The sequence below is a fragment of the Blautia difficilis genome (genome assembly GCF_014297245.1).
Taxonomy (GTDB): domain Bacteria; phylum Bacillota; class Clostridia; order Lachnospirales; family Lachnospiraceae; genus Blautia_A; species Blautia_A difficilis.
In genome coordinates, this window is sequence record NZ_JACOQG010000019.1 from 15,271 (window position 1) to 32,962 (window position 17,692).

19 protein-coding genes are annotated in these 17,692 nt (G+C 41.3%); 16 read left to right on the forward strand and 3 right to left on the reverse strand.

The features are described from left to right. The first annotated feature begins 16 nt into the window (after positions 1–16). The 12 genes from H8Z82_RS11485 (at position 17) to H8Z82_RS11540 (ending at position 10,479) form a co-directional block, all read left to right on the forward strand. Positions 17–1,237 carry a vWA domain-containing protein gene (locus tag H8Z82_RS11485; RefSeq protein ID WP_186995200.1) on the forward strand — a complete coding sequence of 407 codons (1,221 nt, stop codon included), beginning with the start codon at positions 17–19 and terminating at the stop codon, positions 1,235–1,237. Beyond that, positions 1,234–2,760 (forward strand): AAA family ATPase, encoded by a 1,527-nt coding sequence (locus H8Z82_RS11490; RefSeq protein ID WP_186995201.1) that lies wholly within the window; start codon positions 1,234–1,236, stop codon positions 2,758–2,760. Before H8Z82_RS11485 ends, H8Z82_RS11490 begins: the two co-directional genes overlap by 4 nt. Positions 2,761–2,794: 34 nt before the next feature. Continuing rightward, positions 2,795–3,604 carry a class B sortase gene (srtB, locus tag H8Z82_RS11495; RefSeq protein ID WP_186995202.1) on the forward strand — a complete coding sequence of 270 codons (810 nt, stop codon included), beginning with the start codon at positions 2,795–2,797 and terminating at the stop codon, positions 3,602–3,604. A gap of 23 nt (positions 3,605–3,627) precedes the next feature. Then, the gene (locus H8Z82_RS11500) at positions 3,628–4,350 is read left to right on the forward strand and encodes an NAD-dependent protein deacylase (protein WP_186995203.1); all 723 of its coding nucleotides are present in this window, start codon (positions 3,628–3,630) and stop codon (positions 4,348–4,350) included. Between the two features lie 54 nt (positions 4,351–4,404). Further along, the gene (locus H8Z82_RS11505) at positions 4,405–4,596 is read left to right on the forward strand and encodes a DUF951 domain-containing protein (protein ID WP_019160878.1); all 192 of its coding nucleotides are present in this window, start codon (positions 4,405–4,407) and stop codon (positions 4,594–4,596) included. Positions 4,597–4,706: 110 nt separating this feature from the next. Next, entirely contained in the window at positions 4,707–4,994 is a 288-nt protein-coding gene (rpsF, locus tag H8Z82_RS11510) for a 30S ribosomal protein S6 (RefSeq protein WP_019160879.1), read from the forward strand. Between the two features lie 72 nt (positions 4,995–5,066). Beyond that, a complete protein-coding gene (locus tag H8Z82_RS11515) occupies positions 5,067–5,522 on the forward strand; it encodes a single-stranded DNA-binding protein (protein ID WP_019160880.1) in 456 nt (151 codons plus the stop codon). A 35-nt stretch (positions 5,523–5,557) separates the two neighbouring features. Then, positions 5,558–5,821: a 30S ribosomal protein S18 gene (gene rpsR / locus H8Z82_RS11520; RefSeq protein WP_019160881.1), complete on the forward strand. Its 264-nt coding sequence runs from the start codon at positions 5,558–5,560 to the stop codon at positions 5,819–5,821. Between the two features lie 237 nt (positions 5,822–6,058). After that, on the forward strand, positions 6,059–8,110 hold the full coding sequence (locus tag H8Z82_RS11525; protein WP_026076895.1) for a DHH family phosphoesterase: 2,052 nt from the start codon (positions 6,059–6,061) through the stop codon (positions 8,108–8,110). Further along, on the forward strand, positions 8,107–8,553 hold the full coding sequence (rplI, locus tag H8Z82_RS11530; protein WP_019160884.1) for a 50S ribosomal protein L9: 447 nt from the start codon (positions 8,107–8,109) through the stop codon (positions 8,551–8,553). The genes H8Z82_RS11525 and rplI overlap by 4 nt, the downstream gene beginning before the upstream one ends. A 21-nt stretch (positions 8,554–8,574) precedes the next feature. After that, positions 8,575–9,903: a replicative DNA helicase gene (gene dnaB / locus H8Z82_RS11535; protein WP_019160885.1), complete on the forward strand. Its 1,329-nt coding sequence runs from the start codon at positions 8,575–8,577 to the stop codon at positions 9,901–9,903. 108 nt (positions 9,904–10,011) lie between these two features. Then, positions 10,012–10,479: a helix-turn-helix domain-containing protein gene (locus tag H8Z82_RS11540; protein WP_019160886.1), complete on the forward strand. Its 468-nt coding sequence runs from the start codon at positions 10,012–10,014 to the stop codon at positions 10,477–10,479. 83 nt (positions 10,480–10,562) lie between these two features. Here H8Z82_RS11540 and H8Z82_RS11545 read toward each other — a convergent pair whose 3' ends face one another. Further along, on the reverse strand, positions 10,563–10,736 hold the full coding sequence (locus H8Z82_RS11545; RefSeq protein WP_008707918.1) for a DUF362 domain-containing protein: 174 nt from the start codon (positions 10,734–10,736) through the stop codon (positions 10,563–10,565). Between the two features lie 245 nt (positions 10,737–10,981). Between H8Z82_RS11545 and H8Z82_RS11550 the strand changes: the two genes are divergently transcribed. Next, positions 10,982–11,182 (forward strand): DUF1858 domain-containing protein, encoded by a 201-nt coding sequence (locus tag H8Z82_RS11550; protein WP_019160887.1) that lies wholly within the window; start codon positions 10,982–10,984, stop codon positions 11,180–11,182. 105 nt (positions 11,183–11,287) lie between these two features. Here H8Z82_RS11550 and H8Z82_RS11555 read toward each other — a convergent pair whose 3' ends face one another. Together H8Z82_RS11555 and H8Z82_RS17155 are read right to left on the reverse strand one after the other, a co-directional pair. Next, positions 11,288–12,037 (reverse strand): adaptor protein MecA, encoded by a 750-nt coding sequence (locus H8Z82_RS11555; RefSeq protein ID WP_186995204.1) that lies wholly within the window; start codon positions 12,035–12,037, stop codon positions 11,288–11,290. Between the two features lie 235 nt (positions 12,038–12,272). Continuing rightward, positions 12,273–12,467 carry a hypothetical protein gene (locus H8Z82_RS17155; protein ID WP_019160889.1) on the reverse strand — a complete coding sequence of 65 codons (195 nt, stop codon included), beginning with the start codon at positions 12,465–12,467 and terminating at the stop codon, positions 12,273–12,275. Positions 12,468–13,121: 654 nt separating this feature from the next. Between H8Z82_RS17155 and H8Z82_RS11560 the strand changes: the two genes are divergently transcribed. From H8Z82_RS11560 to H8Z82_RS11570, 3 genes are all read left to right on the forward strand, one after another. Next, positions 13,122–14,768: a glycosyl hydrolase family 18 protein gene (locus tag H8Z82_RS11560; RefSeq protein ID WP_186995205.1), complete on the forward strand. Its 1,647-nt coding sequence runs from the start codon at positions 13,122–13,124 to the stop codon at positions 14,766–14,768. 85 nt (positions 14,769–14,853) lie between these two features. Continuing rightward, the gene (locus tag H8Z82_RS11565) at positions 14,854–15,543 is read left to right on the forward strand and encodes an N-acetylmuramoyl-L-alanine amidase (protein WP_186995206.1); all 690 of its coding nucleotides are present in this window, start codon (positions 14,854–14,856) and stop codon (positions 15,541–15,543) included. A 144-nt stretch (positions 15,544–15,687) separates the two neighbouring features. Beyond that, entirely contained in the window at positions 15,688–17,676 is a 1,989-nt protein-coding gene (locus tag H8Z82_RS11570) for a hypothetical protein (RefSeq protein ID WP_186995207.1), read from the forward strand. Positions 17,677–17,692: the final 16 nt, after the last annotated feature.

The following is a 17,692-nucleotide window of genomic DNA, read 5'->3' on the forward strand; positions in this document are numbered from 1 at the left end:
AAAAGAAACAAAGAATATGAGTAATGCTGAAAAACAGGAGATTTTGGGAAAGAGTATTCTGCAGAATTGCAGAAATGAGCTGTATCTGGATTTTCCTTATCTGGACGGGGCATTTGCAGGTCTGGAATACAAGGCAGACAGTAATATTTCTACGATTGGGACAGATGGGGAGAAAATCTATTTTAATCCCAAATTTCTTATGGAGAAATATGTGGAGGATCCTGCTGCTTTAAGGAGAGGATATCTGCATATTCTGTTACATTGCCTGTATCTGCATGTTTTTCTGATACCGCAGAGTTCGGAAGCATCAGCAGAAGCTGTTAAAAGAAATGAATGGGACAGGGAATGTGATCGTTTTGTTGAAAATCTGATTGAAAAAGCAGTCCGGGAGAAAAAGATACAAAGTCTGGATAGGCGTGTCTCTGATTTTTCTGAAAAAGACGATCATTTTGACGATCATTCTATCTGGAGGATACATCAGGGATTTTCATCTGACGGCAAAAGGAGCAGGGAGAAGTGGGAACATATTTTAGCATATACTTCTCAGAATAAGACCGGAAGTCAGGGAAAGGTCGGGAGCAGGTCTGATAACCGGCAGGAAGAACTGGATAAGATTTATCGAGGCAGGTACGATTACCGGAAATTTCTGAAACAGTTTTCCAGGCCACGGGAAGAAGTGGAATTGGACACAGAGAGCTTTGATTATATATTTTATCATTATGGCATGGAGCATTATAAAAATCTTCCATTGATAGAACCATTAGAATACAAAGAAGTAAATCGTCTGGAGGAACTGGTGATCGCAATCGATACTTCCGCTTCCTGTTCCAGAGAAACAGTGCAGCATTTTCTGGGAGAAACTTATGCCATTCTCAGTGAAAGGGAGAATTTTTTTCATAAAATGAAGGTGTATATTCTTCAATGTGACTGCTTTTTACAAAAAGTGGATGTAATTCATTCTGAGGAAGAATGGAAGGAATATGCTGATCAGGTGGTGATCCAGGGCAGAGGCGGTACGGATTTTCGTCCAGTGTTTCAGTTTGTCAGGGAGAAACAGAGGAAAAAGGAATTGGAGAATCTCCGGGCATTGATTTATTTTACAGATGGTGATGGCATTTATCCCAGGCAGAAACCAGATTATGAAACTGCTTTTGTATTCCTGGAACGTTCAGAGAAAATGAAATTGGTTCCAGACTGGGCACTTTGCCTGATTACAGGGCAGAAGGAGAAAAAATGAACATACAGGAAGCGAAAAAAGAAATCTGTCATACTTTAAAAGCATATCTGATGAAGGATGAACATGGGGCATATAGTTATCCTGTTTTGCGGCAGAGACCGATTCTTCTTATGGGACCGCCCGGTATTGGGAAAACTGCTGTTGTAGAACAGGCAGCCAGGGAATGTGGGCTGGGCTGCATATCTTATACAATTACCCATCATACCAGACAGAGTGCCATTGGACTTCCGGAAATCAGTCACAGGGTTTATAATGACAGAAAAGTGACAGTGACGGATTATACCATGAGTGAGATTGTGGCATCGGTATATGATTACATGGAAGCAACCGGGAAGAAAGAGGGAATTCTTTTTATTGATGAGATTAACTGTGTGTCGGAAACATTGGCACCGGCTATGCTTGCACTGTTGCAGAATAAGACCTTTGGCAGTCATAAGATCCCGGAAGGGTGGATTCTTGTTGCAGCCGGAAATCCTCCACAATATAATAAATCTGTCAGGGAATTTGATATCGTAACGCTGGACAGGGTACGAAAAATTGAGATTGAACCGGATTGCAGAGCATGGCTTTCCTATGCTAGGGCAAACCATGTGCATAGGGCAGTGACTTCTTATCTGGAAATGAAAAAGCAGAATTTTTATTTGGTGGAAAATTCAGCAGACGGAAAATTTTTTGTTACAGCCAGAGGCTGGGAAGATTTGTCCAGACTTCTGGACAGCTATGAAAAACTGGGATTTGAAATCAGAAATGAAATAATCGAGGAATTTTTGCAGAAAGAGGAAATCGCGAGAGATTTTACTGCATATTATGGGCTGTACAGAAAATATGGACAGGATTATGATTTTTCAGGTATTTTGAATGGGACATGTACAGAAGAGGAACAGAGAAAAAAGGAGATGGCTGTTTCCCAGGGGAGCTTTGAAGAAAAATTTGCAGTGGTAAATCTTTTAAATGGGGCTCTGGACAGTGCTGCAGCGGAATATGAGAAACTGGAACAGTTTACTGAGACCTTATATTCCCAGCTGCTTTATCTGAAATCAGATCTTAAAAAGGAAAGTGAACAGGACTTCAGAAACAGACTGGATGATTTTATTCAGAAGCAGCGGCAGAGTCTGATGGTAAAAGTGGATATGGAGTTGATTTCAGTGGGGGAACACCGGCTCCAGGAGAAAACACTGAAAACTCTGGAGATATATGTGAACCGTGTAAAAGGGGAACATATCCGGGAATCTCAGGATGGTTTTGATAAAATCAGGGAGTATTTCAGGGAAGAGGTGGAAATCCGGGATAAAGAGACAACAGAAATGGAAACAAAACTTCAGCGGGCCTTTGCATTTATAAAAAATAGTTTTGGCGATGGCCAGGAGATGCTTTTATTTATTACAGAGATAACCGGAAGTCCTGTACTTGTAGATTTTATTGCACAAAATGGCTGTCCGGCTTATTTTAAATATAGCAGGACATTGCTGGGGAAAAAGAGAGAAAGAGAATTACAGAAGATGTGCCGGGAAGTATTACAATAAATGAAATATATTAAGTTATTTTGGAGGTGACTGCATGTCAGAGAAGAAACCGAAAAAAAAGAAAACAGCAGGAGATGTGATTCTCACAGTGATTCTGATCGCAGCAATTTGTGTTTTTTGCTATGCCGGCTATAATTTGTTTCATATTTATACAGAGTACAAAAAGGGAACAGATGAGTACAATCATATAGCACAGATGGCAGTGACGGAGCGTGACCCGGAGGAAGCGACGGAACCCACTGCAGAAGGGGGACTGGAGGCTCCTATGAACATTGACTTTAAATCTCTGAAAAGTGTTAATGATGATGTGGTGGGATGGATTTATGTGGAAGCTGTGCCGGATATTAATTATCCGGTTGTCCATGGAAAGGATAATGAGACTTACCTGCATCATACTTATGAAAAAAACTATAATTTTGCAGGTACCATATTCGTGGATTATGAGAATAAAGGGGATTTTAATGACTGTAATACCATTGTCTATGGACATAATATGAAAAATGGGTCCATGTTTGCTCAGCTGAAGAAATTTTCAAGTAATAGTGATACATATGAAAAGAGTAAATATTTCTGGATTTTTACACCGGAGAAAAATTACAGATATGAAATTATTTCTGCTTATACCACAGGTGCAAAAAGTGACACTTATACCTTGTTCAAAGGACCAGGAGAGGAATTTCAGGAATATCTGAAAAAGATCCGCGGTTATTCGGAAATACAGACAGATGCCGGTGATCTTACAGTAAAAGACAAGATTGTAACATTATCTACCTGTACCGGAAATCAGGCTACAAGATATGTTGTACAGGGCAGACGTGTGGATTCATTAGATGTGGCACAGTAAAAAAATACAGGAGGAACTGGAATATGTCAGGTGAGATTGAAAAATTGCAGGAGCTTGTTGATCAGTATGATAACATTGTATTTTTTGGAGGAGCAGGCGTTTCTACTGAGAGCGGAATTCCGGATTTCAGAAGTCAGGACGGACTGTATCATCAGAAGTATGACTATCCTCCGGAAACCATCTTAAGCCATACTTTTTTTATGAAGCGTCCGGAGGAGTTTTATAAATTTTACAGGGATAAGATGCTCTGCGATACAGCAAAACCAAATGCTGCCCATCAGAAGCTTGCAGAGCTGGAACAGGCGGGAAAGCTGAAGGCTGTGATCACACAGAATATTGACAATCTCCATCAGATGGCTGGCAGTAAGAAGGTTCTGGAGCTGCATGGAAGTGTGTATCGCAATTATTGTATGAAATGTGGCAGGTTTTATGATTTTGCGCATATGAAAGCTTCCACGGGAGTTCCCAGATGTGAATGTGGCGGAATCATCAAACCGGATGTAGTTCTCTATGAGGAAGGACTGGATAATCAGACAATCAATGAGGCAGTGAAAGCAATTTCAGAAGCACAGATACTCATCATCGGCGGCACTTCACTGGCTGTTTATCCTGCTGCCGGGTTGATCGACTATTTCAGAGGAGAGCATTTGGTTGTGATCAATAAATCTCCCACACCAAGAGACCGGTATGCGGATCTGTTGATTCAGGAGCCCATCGGACAGGTATTTGCACAGATTCAATGCTGATGTACCAGTGTACTGGAGTGTGTTTGAAAAAGTAGAAAGCAGAGGAGTAAAAAAATGGGACTTTCTTATGAAGTGGGCGATATCGTTACATTGAAAAAAGTCCATCCCTGTGGAAGCAGGGACTGGGAAATTTTGCGGGTAGGTGCGGATTTTCGCCTGAAATGTACAGGCTGTGGGCATCAGATTATGGTTCCGCGCAAAATGGTAGAAAAAAACACGAAAAATCTTATGAAAAAAGAAAAATAAGACTTTACAGGCCGGGAAAATTATGTTAGAATCAACACTCGTGATATATTTTATATCCTTGCTCTTTGACAGGCAAAGGGCCAACAGACCATAAGGAGGTAAAGCAAGACATGAACAAGTACGAGTTAGCATTAGTTGTTAGTGCAAAAGTTGAAGACGAAGTACGTGATGCAGTTGTTGAGAAAGCAAAAGGATACATCACCCGTTACAACGGCACTATCACAGAAGTAGAAGAATGGGGTAAGAAGAAATTAGCTTACGAAATTCAGAAAATGCATGAAGGCTTCTACTATTTCATTCAGTTTGAAGCAGACGCACAGTGTCCGGCAGAGATCGAGAGACACGTTCGTATCATGGACAATGTATTAAGATACTTAGTCGTAAGAAAAGACGCATAATCTTATACAGAAATGATTTTAGAAGGCACCATTAAGAAACCCGTTCAGGAACAGAAATGATGAGGTAATGATATGAACAAAGTAGTTTTAATGGGACGCTTGACCAGAGATCCTGAGGTGAGATATTCCGCAGGTGAGAATGCATTGGCAATTGCCAGATATACATTGGCTGTAGATCGCAGATTCCGCCGTGATGGTGAGGCTACTGCAGATTTTATCAACTGTGTTTCCTTTGGACGCACCGCTGAATTTGCAGAGAAGTATTTCCGTCAGGGATTGAGAATTGTGGTTTCCGGACGTATTCAGACCGGAAGCTACACCAACCGTGAAGGACAGAAGGTTTACACTACAGAAGTAGTTGTAGAGGAGCAGGAGTTTGCGGAGAGCAAGTCTGCAAGTGATAACTATGCAGCTTCCCATCCGAGAGCAGAAGCGCCGGCACCATCTATGCCCAACCCTGGAGCAGCAAGTACAGACGGATTTATGAATATTCCGGATGGAATTGATGTGGAATTGCCATTTAACTAAAGCAAACTGATAGAATAAGATAGGAGGAAGCAACCATGGCTTTTAATAGAGGCGAAAGACCAGACTCTCCAATGAAGAGAAGAGGCGGCCGCAGAAGAAAAAAAGTTTGTGTATTCTGTGGTAAAGAAAATAACGAAATCGACTACAAGGATGTAGCAAAATTAAGAAAATATGTTTCTGAAAGAGGAAAAATCCTCCCAAGAAGAATCACAGGAAACTGTGCAAAACATCAGAGAGCACTGACAGTTGCTATTAAGAGAGCACGTCATATGTCTATGATGCCATACATCCAGGATTAATCCAATGATGAATATTGAGGCTGCTTGCAAAAGCGTTTCCTGCGGGAAGACTTTTGCAGCAGTCTCATTCTTTTTTTACTCTGCTATGGTAAATTATGTGGAACTCTGTTATAATATCTCTTGTACTGGCAGAAATAAAGATGTTTTGTCCGCTGCCGGAACGATAAGTAAAGCAGGAGCACAAAAACAAGACAGATTTACTGCAGAGAGAACCGCAGTGATCAGAAAGAAAAAGATATGAATAATAAATTAAAACTAAGAGGACACATGAAGGCTTTTATGAGCTGGCCGTTGATTCTTACAGGTCTGCTGGTTGTGACGAATATACTGGTTTATTTTACAAGTATAAAGGCCGGTATTATTTTGTCAGTTGCTTTGATTATTTATGTTGGAATGGCTTTGCTTGTATTGCGGTGCCACAGACCATTTATTATCAATGATCTGATAGCCTTTGCCAACAGGTACGATGTACTTGAGAAAAGAATTCTTGAGGAGTTGGCCTTGCCCTATGCCATTATGGATACAAATGGCAGAATGATCTGGTCCAATAAAGTATTTTCGGAACTGACAGGGAAGGACCAGTTTTATAAAAAGAATATCAGCTCTATATTTCCGGATATTACGGCAGATAAGCTTCCGGCTTTGGATCAAAAGGATCCCAGCGAAATGAATACACAGGTTGGAGAGCGGATTTACCGTATTTCCATGCAGAGAGTATCGCTGGGCGAGGTAGTCTCCAACAGTGAAATCTTTGAGACTGTGACCAGGGATATAGATCTGATTGCGCTGTATATGTATGATGACACTCAGCTGAAAGAGTATATTCAGAAAAATGAGGACAACAAACTGGTAGTTGCACTGGCATATCTGGACAATTATGAGGAAGCGCTGGAGAGTGTGGAGGATGTACGCCGGTCTCTGCTGATTGCTTTGATTGATCGAAAGATAACAAAATATTTTTCTAATTTTGATGGCCTGGTGAAAAAACTGGAGAAGGATAAATATTTCCTGATCATGCGCCAGAGTTCTCTGGAAGCGTTAAAAGAACAGAGGTTTCATATTCTGGATGAGGTCAAGACTGTTAATATTGGAAATGAAATGGCGATTACCCTCAGTATCGGCATTGGATTGAACGCGGCTAATTATATTCAGGATTATGAGTATTCCAGAATTGCCATTGAGATGGCTTTAGGACGCGGCGGAGATCAGGTAGTAATCAAAAATGGAAACAATATTACTTATTACGGAGGTAAGACCCAGCAGATGGAGAAAACCACCAGAGTAAAGGCACGGGTAAAAGCACAGGCACTGAAGGAATTTATGAGTACTAAGGATCGTGTGGTTGTTATGGGACACAAGATCACAGATGTGGATGCCCTGGGTGCTGCTATTGGTATTTATCGTGCAGGTAAGACTCTTGGAAAGACCGTAAATATTGTTGTAAATGATCCGACCACATCCATAAGGCCACTTATGATGGGGTATATGAATAATTCAGAATATGAGCCATCTATGTTTATAACCAGTGATCAGGCCAGGGATTTGGTAGATAATAATACAGTTGTAGTAGTGGTGGATACCAATAAACCAAGCTATACAGAATGTCAGGATCTGCTGTATATGACAAAAACGGTAGTTGTACTGGATCATCACAGACGGGGCAGCGAGGTGATTGAAAATGCTGTGCTTTCTTATGTAGAGCCTTATGCATCTTCTGCCTGTGAGATGGTGGCTGAGATTCTGCAGTATTTTTCAGATGATCTGCGTATCCGCAGTATGGAGGCAGATTGTCTGTACGCAGGTATTATGATCGATACCAATAATTTTACCACCCGTGCAGGAGTGCGAACCTTTGAGGCAGCAGCCTTTTTGCGCAGAAGCGGTGCTGATGTAACCAGAGTGCGTAAGATGCTGAGAGATAATCTGGAATCCTATCAGGCCCGTGCAGAAGCGGTGCGTACAGCGCATATATACAAAGACTGTTTTGCGATTGCCAGATGCCCAAGTGAGGGTGTGGACAGTCCAACGGTTGTGGGGGCTCAGGCAGCCAATGAACTTCTGAATATTGCAGGGGTGAAGGCTTCTTTTGTACTGACACAGTATAATAATGAAGTGTATATCAGCGCCCGTGCTATTGATGAAGTAAATGTACAGGTGATGATGGAAAAGATGGGCGGCGGCGGTCACATGAACATTGCCGGGGCTCAGGTAAAAGCATCTCCGGATGAAGTGGAGAAAATGCTCAAAGACATTATAGATAAGGAATATCAGGAGGAGAGCGTAAAATGAAAGTGATTTTACTTGAAGATGTAAAGGCTCTTGGAAAAAAGGGCCAGATTGTAAATGTAAGTGATGGATATGCCAGAAATATGATCCTTCCCAAAAAACTGGGACTGGAGGCAACTCCGAAGAATTTAAATGATTTAAAGCTTCAGAAAGCAAATGAAGAAAAGGTTGCCAAAGAGATCTATGAGGCAGCTCAGGCTTTTGCAAAGGATCTGGAGACAAAGGAAATTATTCTGACACTTAAGACTGGAGAAGGTGGAAGGACCTTTGGTTCTGTTTCTTCAAAAGAGATTTCGGAAGCTGCAAAAAAACAGCTGAATCTGGATATTGATAAAAAGAAACTTCAGCTTTCAGAACCGATCCGCTGCCTTGGCGTAACACAGGTACCGGTTCGTCTTCATCCGAAGGTAACAGGAACCCTTAAAGTCTGGGTAAAAGAAGCTTAAGCTTTCCGGAGGTAAAGGCGAATGGAAGAAGCGCTGATTAAGAGAATCCTTCCCCATAGTGTGGAGGCAGAACGTTCGGTGATCGCATCTATGCTTTTGGACAGAGACGCGATCCTGAAGGCGTCCGAGATGCTTACCAGCGATGATTTTTATCAGAAGCAGTATGGTATTATTTTTGATGCCATGGTGGAGCTTTGCAATGAGGGGAAAACAGTAGACCCTGTTATTCTTCAGAATCGTCTGAAAGAAAAAGAACTGCCGCCTGATATTACCAGTATGGAGTATATGAAGGATCTGTTTACCGAAGAGGTAACCTCAGTACTGGTAAAGGATTATGCAGAGATCGTAAGCCAGAAAGCGGTCCTTCGACGCCTGATCAAAGCGAACGAAGAGATTGCCAATACCTGTTATCTTGAGAAAGAGAGTACAGAGGTGATCCTGGAAGAGGCGGAAAAGAAACTGTTCCATATTCTGCAGCAGAGAAATAGTGAGGAATATGTGCCGATTCAGCAGGTTGTGCTTAATGCTATCAATAACATTGAGAAAGCTTCCAAGCTTAAGGGATCTGTTACCGGAATTCCTACAGGCTTTGTGGATCTGGACTACAAAACCTCAGGTATGCATGCTTCGGATCTGGTGCTTATTGCAGCTCGTCCTTCTATGGGAAAGACGGCTTTTGTTCTGAATATTGCTCAGTATATGGCCTTCCGTAAGGATGTGACAGTGGCAATCTTCAGTCTGGAAATGTCCAAGGAACAGCTGGTGAACCGACTTCTTGCTATGGAATCCCATGTGGATTCCCAGAATATGCGTACCGGTAATCTGAAAGACGAAGACTGGACAAAGCTGGTGGAAGGTGCAGATATTATAGGTAAATCCAATCTGATCATTGATGATACACCGGGTATTTCCATTGCAGAGATGCGATCCAAGTGTCGTAAATATAAACTGGAACATAATCTTGGAATTATTATGATTGATTACCTTCAGCTGATGAGTGGCAGTGGAAAGAGTGATTCGAGACAGCAGGAAATTTCAGATATTTCCCGTTCTCTCAAAGCGTTGGCAAGGGAACTGGATGTGCCGGTGATCGCACTGTCTCAGCTAAGCCGTGCAGTGGAACAGCGTCCTGATCACAGACCAATGCTTTCTGATCTCCGAGAATCCGGAGCCATTGAGCAGGATGCCGATGTGGTAATGTTTATTTACCGAGATGACTATTATCACAAGGATACTGAAAAGAAGGATATTGCGGAGATTATTATTGCAAAACAGAGAAACGGTCCCATTGGAACTGTGGAGCTGGTATGGCTGCCAAGATATACTCAGTTTGTAAATATGAAAAAGTAGAAGACCAGGTGAACAGTAATATTTTGAAAAATCCTGTCAATGAAATTTCCTTGCAATCTGTTCGGGATATTTTTATAATAAAATATGCATCGGACAGGAGGGATAGCATTGGAACAGAAATATACTGTGACTCAGGCAGCGGAAATCCTGGGAGTGAGAACTTCTGTTCTCAGATACTGGGAGGAGGAACTGCAGCTGCGTATCAGCAGAAATGCACAGGGACATCGTTACTACACAGGATATGATATTACTCTTCTGGCTAATATAAAAGAACTGAAGAAAAGAGGGCTGGCACTTCGGGCAATCAGAGAACTGCTTCCGAAAATTGCCTGTACTGAGCCGGGAGACGGAAACAGTAAGGTAAAGCTTCTGGAAACTTCACAGGAAAGGGACAACAGGATTCTTGAATTTCAGAAAATCATGGAGAGGTTGATCGATCAGGAACTCCGGATGAAGAGAGAGGGAGAAATACAGTGTCGCAATCTGGATGAGGCCATACGAAACAGACAGCTTGCAAGAAAAGAAGCGGCAGCAGCCCAGGAGAAAAAGTCCAGAAAAAAACACAGAACAGCATAATAAAAAATTGCCGTCCTCAGTCAGATGACTGAAGACGGCAATTTTTGTTTTGGTCAAATTACTGCAGTACAGTAATACTGATATTATTCTGCTGGATGAATAGCTTCTGTTGGGCAAGCGTCTGCGCATGTACCACAGTCTAAGCATGCATCAGCATCGATTACATAATGCTCATCTCCCTGAGAGATAGCTTCTGCTGGACATTCGCTTTCGCATGTTCCGCAGCTTACACATTCGTCTGAAATTACATATGCCATAGTTATGATCCTCCTTAATTGTAAATATGTAACAGTGTTTTAGTACCCTTCTGGGTTCTAGTCCTATTTTAATATATAAGTCCATGGATTACAAGTATAAAATTTGATACATGGTTATAAATATATTTGTTGATTCCTGATAAAATTAGTATTATAATGTTACTGGGCATAAATAAACAGTAAGATTGCAATACTACCGTGTGGAAATGCCCGTATTTCTGATACAGACAAGGAGGAAACATATAATGGCTAAAGTTACTAAAAATACGCTGATCGGACAGCTTCTGCAGATAGATCCTAATATCGCAGCAATCCTTATGAGAGCAGGAATGCATTGCATCGGATGCCCGTCATCCCAGATGGAATCTCTGGAAGAGGCAGCCATGGTTCATGGTATGGATGTAGATGTTTTGGTTCAGCAGATCAACGATTTTCTTGGAGAATAATTTTCAGAAAACAATAGGAAAACAAATAAAAGAGGAGAACTCATATATTTCCAGTGAGTTCTCCTCTTTTGTGATTTTGATTTATGAGTGGGTTGGTAAGTCATATTATAATTGTGACAATTGTAGAAGTGCAGAGGAAGAAATAATCTCTCCGTGTTCTGCAAGGTAAGCTTCGCCTGATGAGGTGAAAGCCCGGCCGCTGCCATATTCCGTAAGAATATTGCAGATTTTGTTGAATTCCTCAGGGGAGCAGGACGACTGATGGATGACCAGTTTGTAAATATCATCAGAAGGATCCTTGTATAAGGTATTGCTTCCTGTGAAATAACCGTTCAGTCCACGGGCTGCAGCAATCACATCATCCAGATCATCGAATTCATAAAGGCGGATCAGATTAACAGCTACATTCTCCGGGAGATCTTCTTTGCTTTTTACAGGCTCTGCAGCATCGGCTGTGCTGGATTTTTTTGAAGAATTTCTGAGTTTGGATTCACAAAGCTTTTGAAATATATCGATAATATTGTCAGCACCGTCCAACTGGACAGTATCAGCAGATTCCCGTCCCTTAAAGGGAGAAAATTTGGAAAAACGTGTATCCAGTTCCTCGGGATCCTCCACTTTGGTAATGATCAGGATAATACTTTCTGTACTTACTGGAATAGCCTCGATCATCAGAGGAATGTTATCTGCCTCAAATCCGAATTGAATCTGTGCCTGCTGCATCATGTCCCGAAAAAGCTTTTTAGCTTTGTCTGTTCCATAAGCAAGTTCGCTGATACGGATCTGATGACTTTCCAGATCTTCTCTGGTTAAAGTACAGCGTATCTGATTATCATTAATTTTTTCTATTTTCATGTCATATCACATCCTATTCTGTTTTTATATGGTATGATGGCTACTGTTCACAGTAACATATAATGACCTACAATGCCCTGGTAAGCAGCTCAGATATAGCTGCTGTTCACTATCTGTACAGTTTACACTGTTGAATAGCTACTTATATACAGTATATTATATAACATGAAACTGTAAAATGTAAAGGCAAGTCATTTGCCTAATTATAAAAAATTTGGGAACAAAATCGAAAAAATTAAACAAATTGATGAAAAGCATTGCGCATAACTGTAAATGCTGTATAATGAAAAACAGGAGAAAACAATCTGTCTGTAATCCATAAATATGCAGCCTGAGAGTAACCTATATCAATATTATAATATTTATTAAGCTTCACTGCCTTTTTATCCTGCAGCGTTCTTGCTGTGGCAGTGTTCAGATGAATTCCCATGAAAATAAATTGGAGTTTGCAGAGTATTTTGTTTTTTCCGGAAACCAGTAGTGGTGCTTTCTATTATCTGACCTTATCAGCCCAGAGAGGGTGTGGTGGGTCATGGCAGGCAGCAGCCTTCGACTCTTAACTGCCTGACTAATACAAGAAAGGAGGACAGAATACGGAAAATATATCACGGGCCAGGAAACAAAACCTGCGTAAGCCTCTGGAACAGGAGTTAAAAAGGTACCAGTCTCAGGGAATATCTTTATATCTTGATGGATATCCAAGTACTCCTAAAAACATTGCAAAAGCCTGTCAGATTGCAGAAAACGGTGGTTACATGCGGGATTACATTTCAGATGAAAAGGGACAGATTGCTCGTGTCAACTTCGATTTTGTCGAAGAAAAATAACAGAAGATAAAACTGGTGAGCCATAAGCCTCTGCGCCAGGTAAAAAACAGGCTGTTCGAAATATACAGAATATTCCTCGATGTTCATAATGCCTCTGGGCAGCCTGTTTATTTGAAATATCCCATGATAGTATGGCCCAAATGGAAAATTCAGGTAAATCTTAAAAAATTATGAAAAGTTGATTTTTGTAATGCATTTGTAATAAAATATGATATAATGCTATAGTAATCAGTAATTATACCGAAAGGAAAAAAGTCATGAATAAGAAAATAAAACCCGCAATTGCAGTGATTGTTCTGATTTTTCTGGTAGCAATGATCGGGCTTTTGAGTCATGTGATCATGAAACGCATTCCCACAAAAGAGAAAATGAATCTGAATGAATATTACGGAGAACTGGGGGATGGAGAAGCGGCATTGGTTCTGGGGACAGAGCTCCTGGATGCGAAGGCACTGGTAGCAGGGGAGAGAGTTTATCTTCCTCTTGATGTAGTGAATACATATTTGAATCAGAGATATTACTGGGATGCTGCCAACAAGCAGATCCTGTATGCAACACCATCAGAAGTAATTTCCGCAGCAGCTGCATCAGAGGCAGGTGACCAGGTATGGCTAAGGGATGACAGGGTGTATCTGAATCTGTCATATGTACAGCAGTATACAGATATTGATGCATATATATATAAAGATCCTTACCGGGTTGCGATCCAGTATCAGTTTGATAAGATCAAAACTGTAAAAGCAGAGAAAAATATAGCTGTTCGTTATCGGGGCGGAATTAAATCCAGTATTCTTACAGAAGTGAAAAAAGGAACAAAGCTCCGCCTGCTGGAGGAACTTGAGGATTGGGATCAGGTTGCTACAGATGACGGATATATTGGATATGTGGAGAAAAAGAAAGTAGGAAAAGTGGAAGAAACTACTTTTGAACGCAATTTCCAGGGTGAAGAATATACTTATATTACCATGGATGATCCTGTGAATATGGTATGGCATCAGGTTACTTCCACAGATGCCAATGCATATCTGGAAGATGCCATTGCAAATATGACAGGGGTGAATGTGATCTCACCAACCTGGTTTTGTCTGACAGATACAGCAGGAAATATTTCCAATATTGCAAGTGCAGATTATGTTGCCAAAGCACATGAAAAAGGTCTGAAGGTATGGGGACTGATCGATAACTTTACTCAGGATGTAAGTACCATGGAAACCCTGTCAAATACAGCATCCAGACAGAATCTCATAACTCAGCTGATACAGGCAGCAGTTAATGTGGGGCTGGATGGCATTAATGTGGATTTTGAGTCACTCAGTGAGGATGTGGGAATTCATTTTCTGGAATTTCTGAGAGAACTATCTGTTGAATGCCATAAAAATAATCTGGTACTTTCCGTGGATAATCCTGTTCCAGAGGATTTCACCAGCCATTATGACCGGGCTGAGCAGGGAAGAGTTGTGGATTATGTAATTATTATGGGGTACGATGAACATTATTCAGGATCTGACGCAGGATCAGTTGCATCACTGCCATGGGTAGAACAGGGAATTCAGGATACACTGGAAGAAGTACCGGCAGACCGTGTGATCAACGCAGTTCCTTTCTATACAAGATTGTGGAAAACAACAGGTGGAGCTGTTACAAGTGAGGCAATTGGCATGGACCAGGCTCAGCAGGTGATTGCCGAGAAAAATGTGGAGACTTACTGGGATAAGAATACTTCTCAGAATTATGGAACCTATGAGGAGGATAATTCCACCTATCAGATATGGCTGGAGGATGCAGAGTCTATTGCTGCCAAGGTAAAACTGGCATCCAAGTATAAGCTGGCCGGTGTGGCTGCATGGAAGCTGGGATTTGAGAATAGCGGCATCTGGCAGGTGATCACAGATAATTTGCAGTAAATAAATAATACAAAGGAAAAACAGGAATGTGTAAAATACTCTCTGGCATATATTAAGGTGAATATGGCAGGGGGTATTTTATTTTTTGGAAAAGCGAGGGACAAAGCTTGTATTAATCTGTTTGTTTCTGATCGGTGTTTATATACTGGCTCGGGAGGCTGCTCTGGTGTCCGGAAAAAACCATAACCGGGATCCCGGAAAAATGATACTGGTAGATGCAGGGCATGGTGGAACTGATCCCGGGATGATAGGGGTTGGGGGATTAAAAGAAAAGGAAATCAATCTGGAAATCGCCAATAGGCTGAAAAAAGTTCTTGAGGAAAAGGACTATTATGTGATAATGACCAGGGAGGAAGATAAGGGGTTGTATGACAATGACTGTAAAAATCAGAAGGTCCAGGATCTTCAGAGGCGAATCGGGCTGATTGGAAAATATAAGCCTCTTTTATGTGTAAGTATTCATCAGAACAGCTATCAGGATCCTGAGGTATACGGTCCCCAGGTGTTCTATTATGAGGATTCCATACAGGGAAAGGCGCTGGCCGGTTATATTCAGGATGCGTTAAATACCTGTCTGGATGTGACAAGACCCAGGGCTCCAAAGGGAAACCGTACCTATTATCTTCTGAAACGAAGCGAAAGTGTTTTGAATATTGTAGAATGTGGCTTTTTGACCAATCCAGAGGAAGCAGAGCTGCTGCAGACATCTGAATATCAGCAGAAGGTTGCTTATGCAGTGGCACTGGGAATTGATAAATACCTTAAAAGCACTTAAATTGTTTCTTTTATGTGAAGTTACTTTTAAAGTGTATTTATTTTTGTTATACTGATAGAGCTAGTACAGCGAATATTAAGTAACTGCTATTATTTGAGCTTTTTGAGATTGGAAAAGAAACAGGAAAGGATAACAGAAGGCATTATGCTTGGAATAATATACCTGATTTTGGCGATGCTGCTGGGTTATGAGGCATCAGCCTTTCTTATTGAAAAAGAAGAACAAAAGATATCAGTAAACAGGATCTGGCTTAAGCTTCCGGCAGCTTTTGGCACAGGAATTTTACTGCTGACATGGAGTGTTTATATTGTAGCCTGGTTTTTCAGTGTAGTGGGCGGTGTTCAAAATCCACTGCTATATGGAAATGTGATCGTGCTTGTCAGTGGGACAGTAATACTGGCAGTGATTTTGATGATCAAAAAGAAAAAAAATCATCCCTTTCTGGAAGGGAAGTTATGGGAAGATAAGAGCCGTTTCAGAAAAGAATTGATTTTATATGGATTACTGCTGGTTTTTATTACATACATGATGTTTTATGTATTTTATATCAGGGACGGAGTACTGTACTCAGGGCTGACAGTTTATGGAGATTATGCACCACACACAGCTATGATGAGATCTTTTTCTCTGGGAAATAATTTTCCCACCCAGTATCCCCATTATGGAGGGGCAGATGTAAAATATCATTTTATGTTTCAGTTCCTGGCTGGAAATCTGGAGTATCTGGGGCTCAGACTGGATTTTGCCTATAATATTGTCAGCATTGGATCGCTTCTTGGTTTTCTTATGCTGCTGAGTCAGCTGGCTGTTCGGATTACAGGACGGTTTTGCTGTGGAGCGGTAACTGTCATTCTGTTTTTTTTCAGAAGCGGAGCTGCTTTTTTCAGATATGTGTGGGAACATCTTCAGACAGGGGATCTGCTGGCTGCTTTGCTGGAGAATACGTCATTTATCGGTTATACTGTAAACGAAAACTGGGGTTTATGGAATTTTAATGTGTATCTGAACCAGAGACACCTGGCATTTGGACTTTTGATCGTAACTCTGGTAATATATGTTTTTCTGGACTGGCTGGAAGCAGGAACCTCTCATAAGGAAAAAGGTTTTTCATGGTTTATACAGCGTATTTTGTCTTTACAGGCCTGGAAGAGCAGAAATCTGGAGAAGGCTTTAATTATGGGATTGCTGCTTGGGCTGAGTGCGTTCTGGAATGGAGCGGCGGTGATTGGCGGATTACTGATTTTACTGGGATTTGCCATTTTCTCCGATGGAAAGGTTGATTATGCGGTTACTGCAGGTACTGCAGTATTCTTTTCTTTTCTCCAGACAAAAATATTTATCCGGGGAAGTGCCATGGATACTAGACTTTATCTGGGCTTTCTGGCTGAGGAAAAAAACTTCTGGGGAGTGGTGAAGTATCTGTTCTGGATGGGAGGTATCTTTTTCCTGGGACTGATCCTGCTGGTATTCTTTATGAAAAGAAGAGAAAAAGCAATGCTTACAGGTTTTCTGTTTCCGGTAATCTTTGCTTTTGTTCTGCTGATGACACCGGATATCAATGTAAACCACAAATATATTGTGATCGCATATGGATTTCTGAGCGTTTTCTGGGCATGGGCAATCTGTAGTCTCTGGGGCAAAAAGTTGTGGAAAAAGCTTCTGGCAGTTCTTTTAGCTGTCTGCCTGACTGCTACAGGAATCTATGATTTTGTTATTATTCTAAGGGGAAACGGAACAGGACACAGGGTGACTGTGAATATGAACAGTGATCTGACCCGGTGGCTGGCAGATCATCTTGGAAAACAGGATCTTTTGCTTACTCCGGAATACAGTATGAATGAAGTGACTATGTCAGGAGTGATGCTTTACTGTGGCTGGCCTTATTATGCCTGGTCAGCGGGATACGATACCAATTACAGAGCTGACAGGGCAGTGGAAATTTATACAGCTACAGATGAGAGTGTGTTGAGATCTGTGGTGAAAGAGGAAAAAATTACGTATATTCTTTTTGAAGAAGGATCGGAATTCGAACAGAAAGAATGTCAGGAAGCTTTGATCTCCCAAACCTTCGAGAAGGTCTACGAGACAGAGGATAGAAGAATCCGGATCTATAAAACAATTGATGATGAATAAGTGTGACACTAAGAAT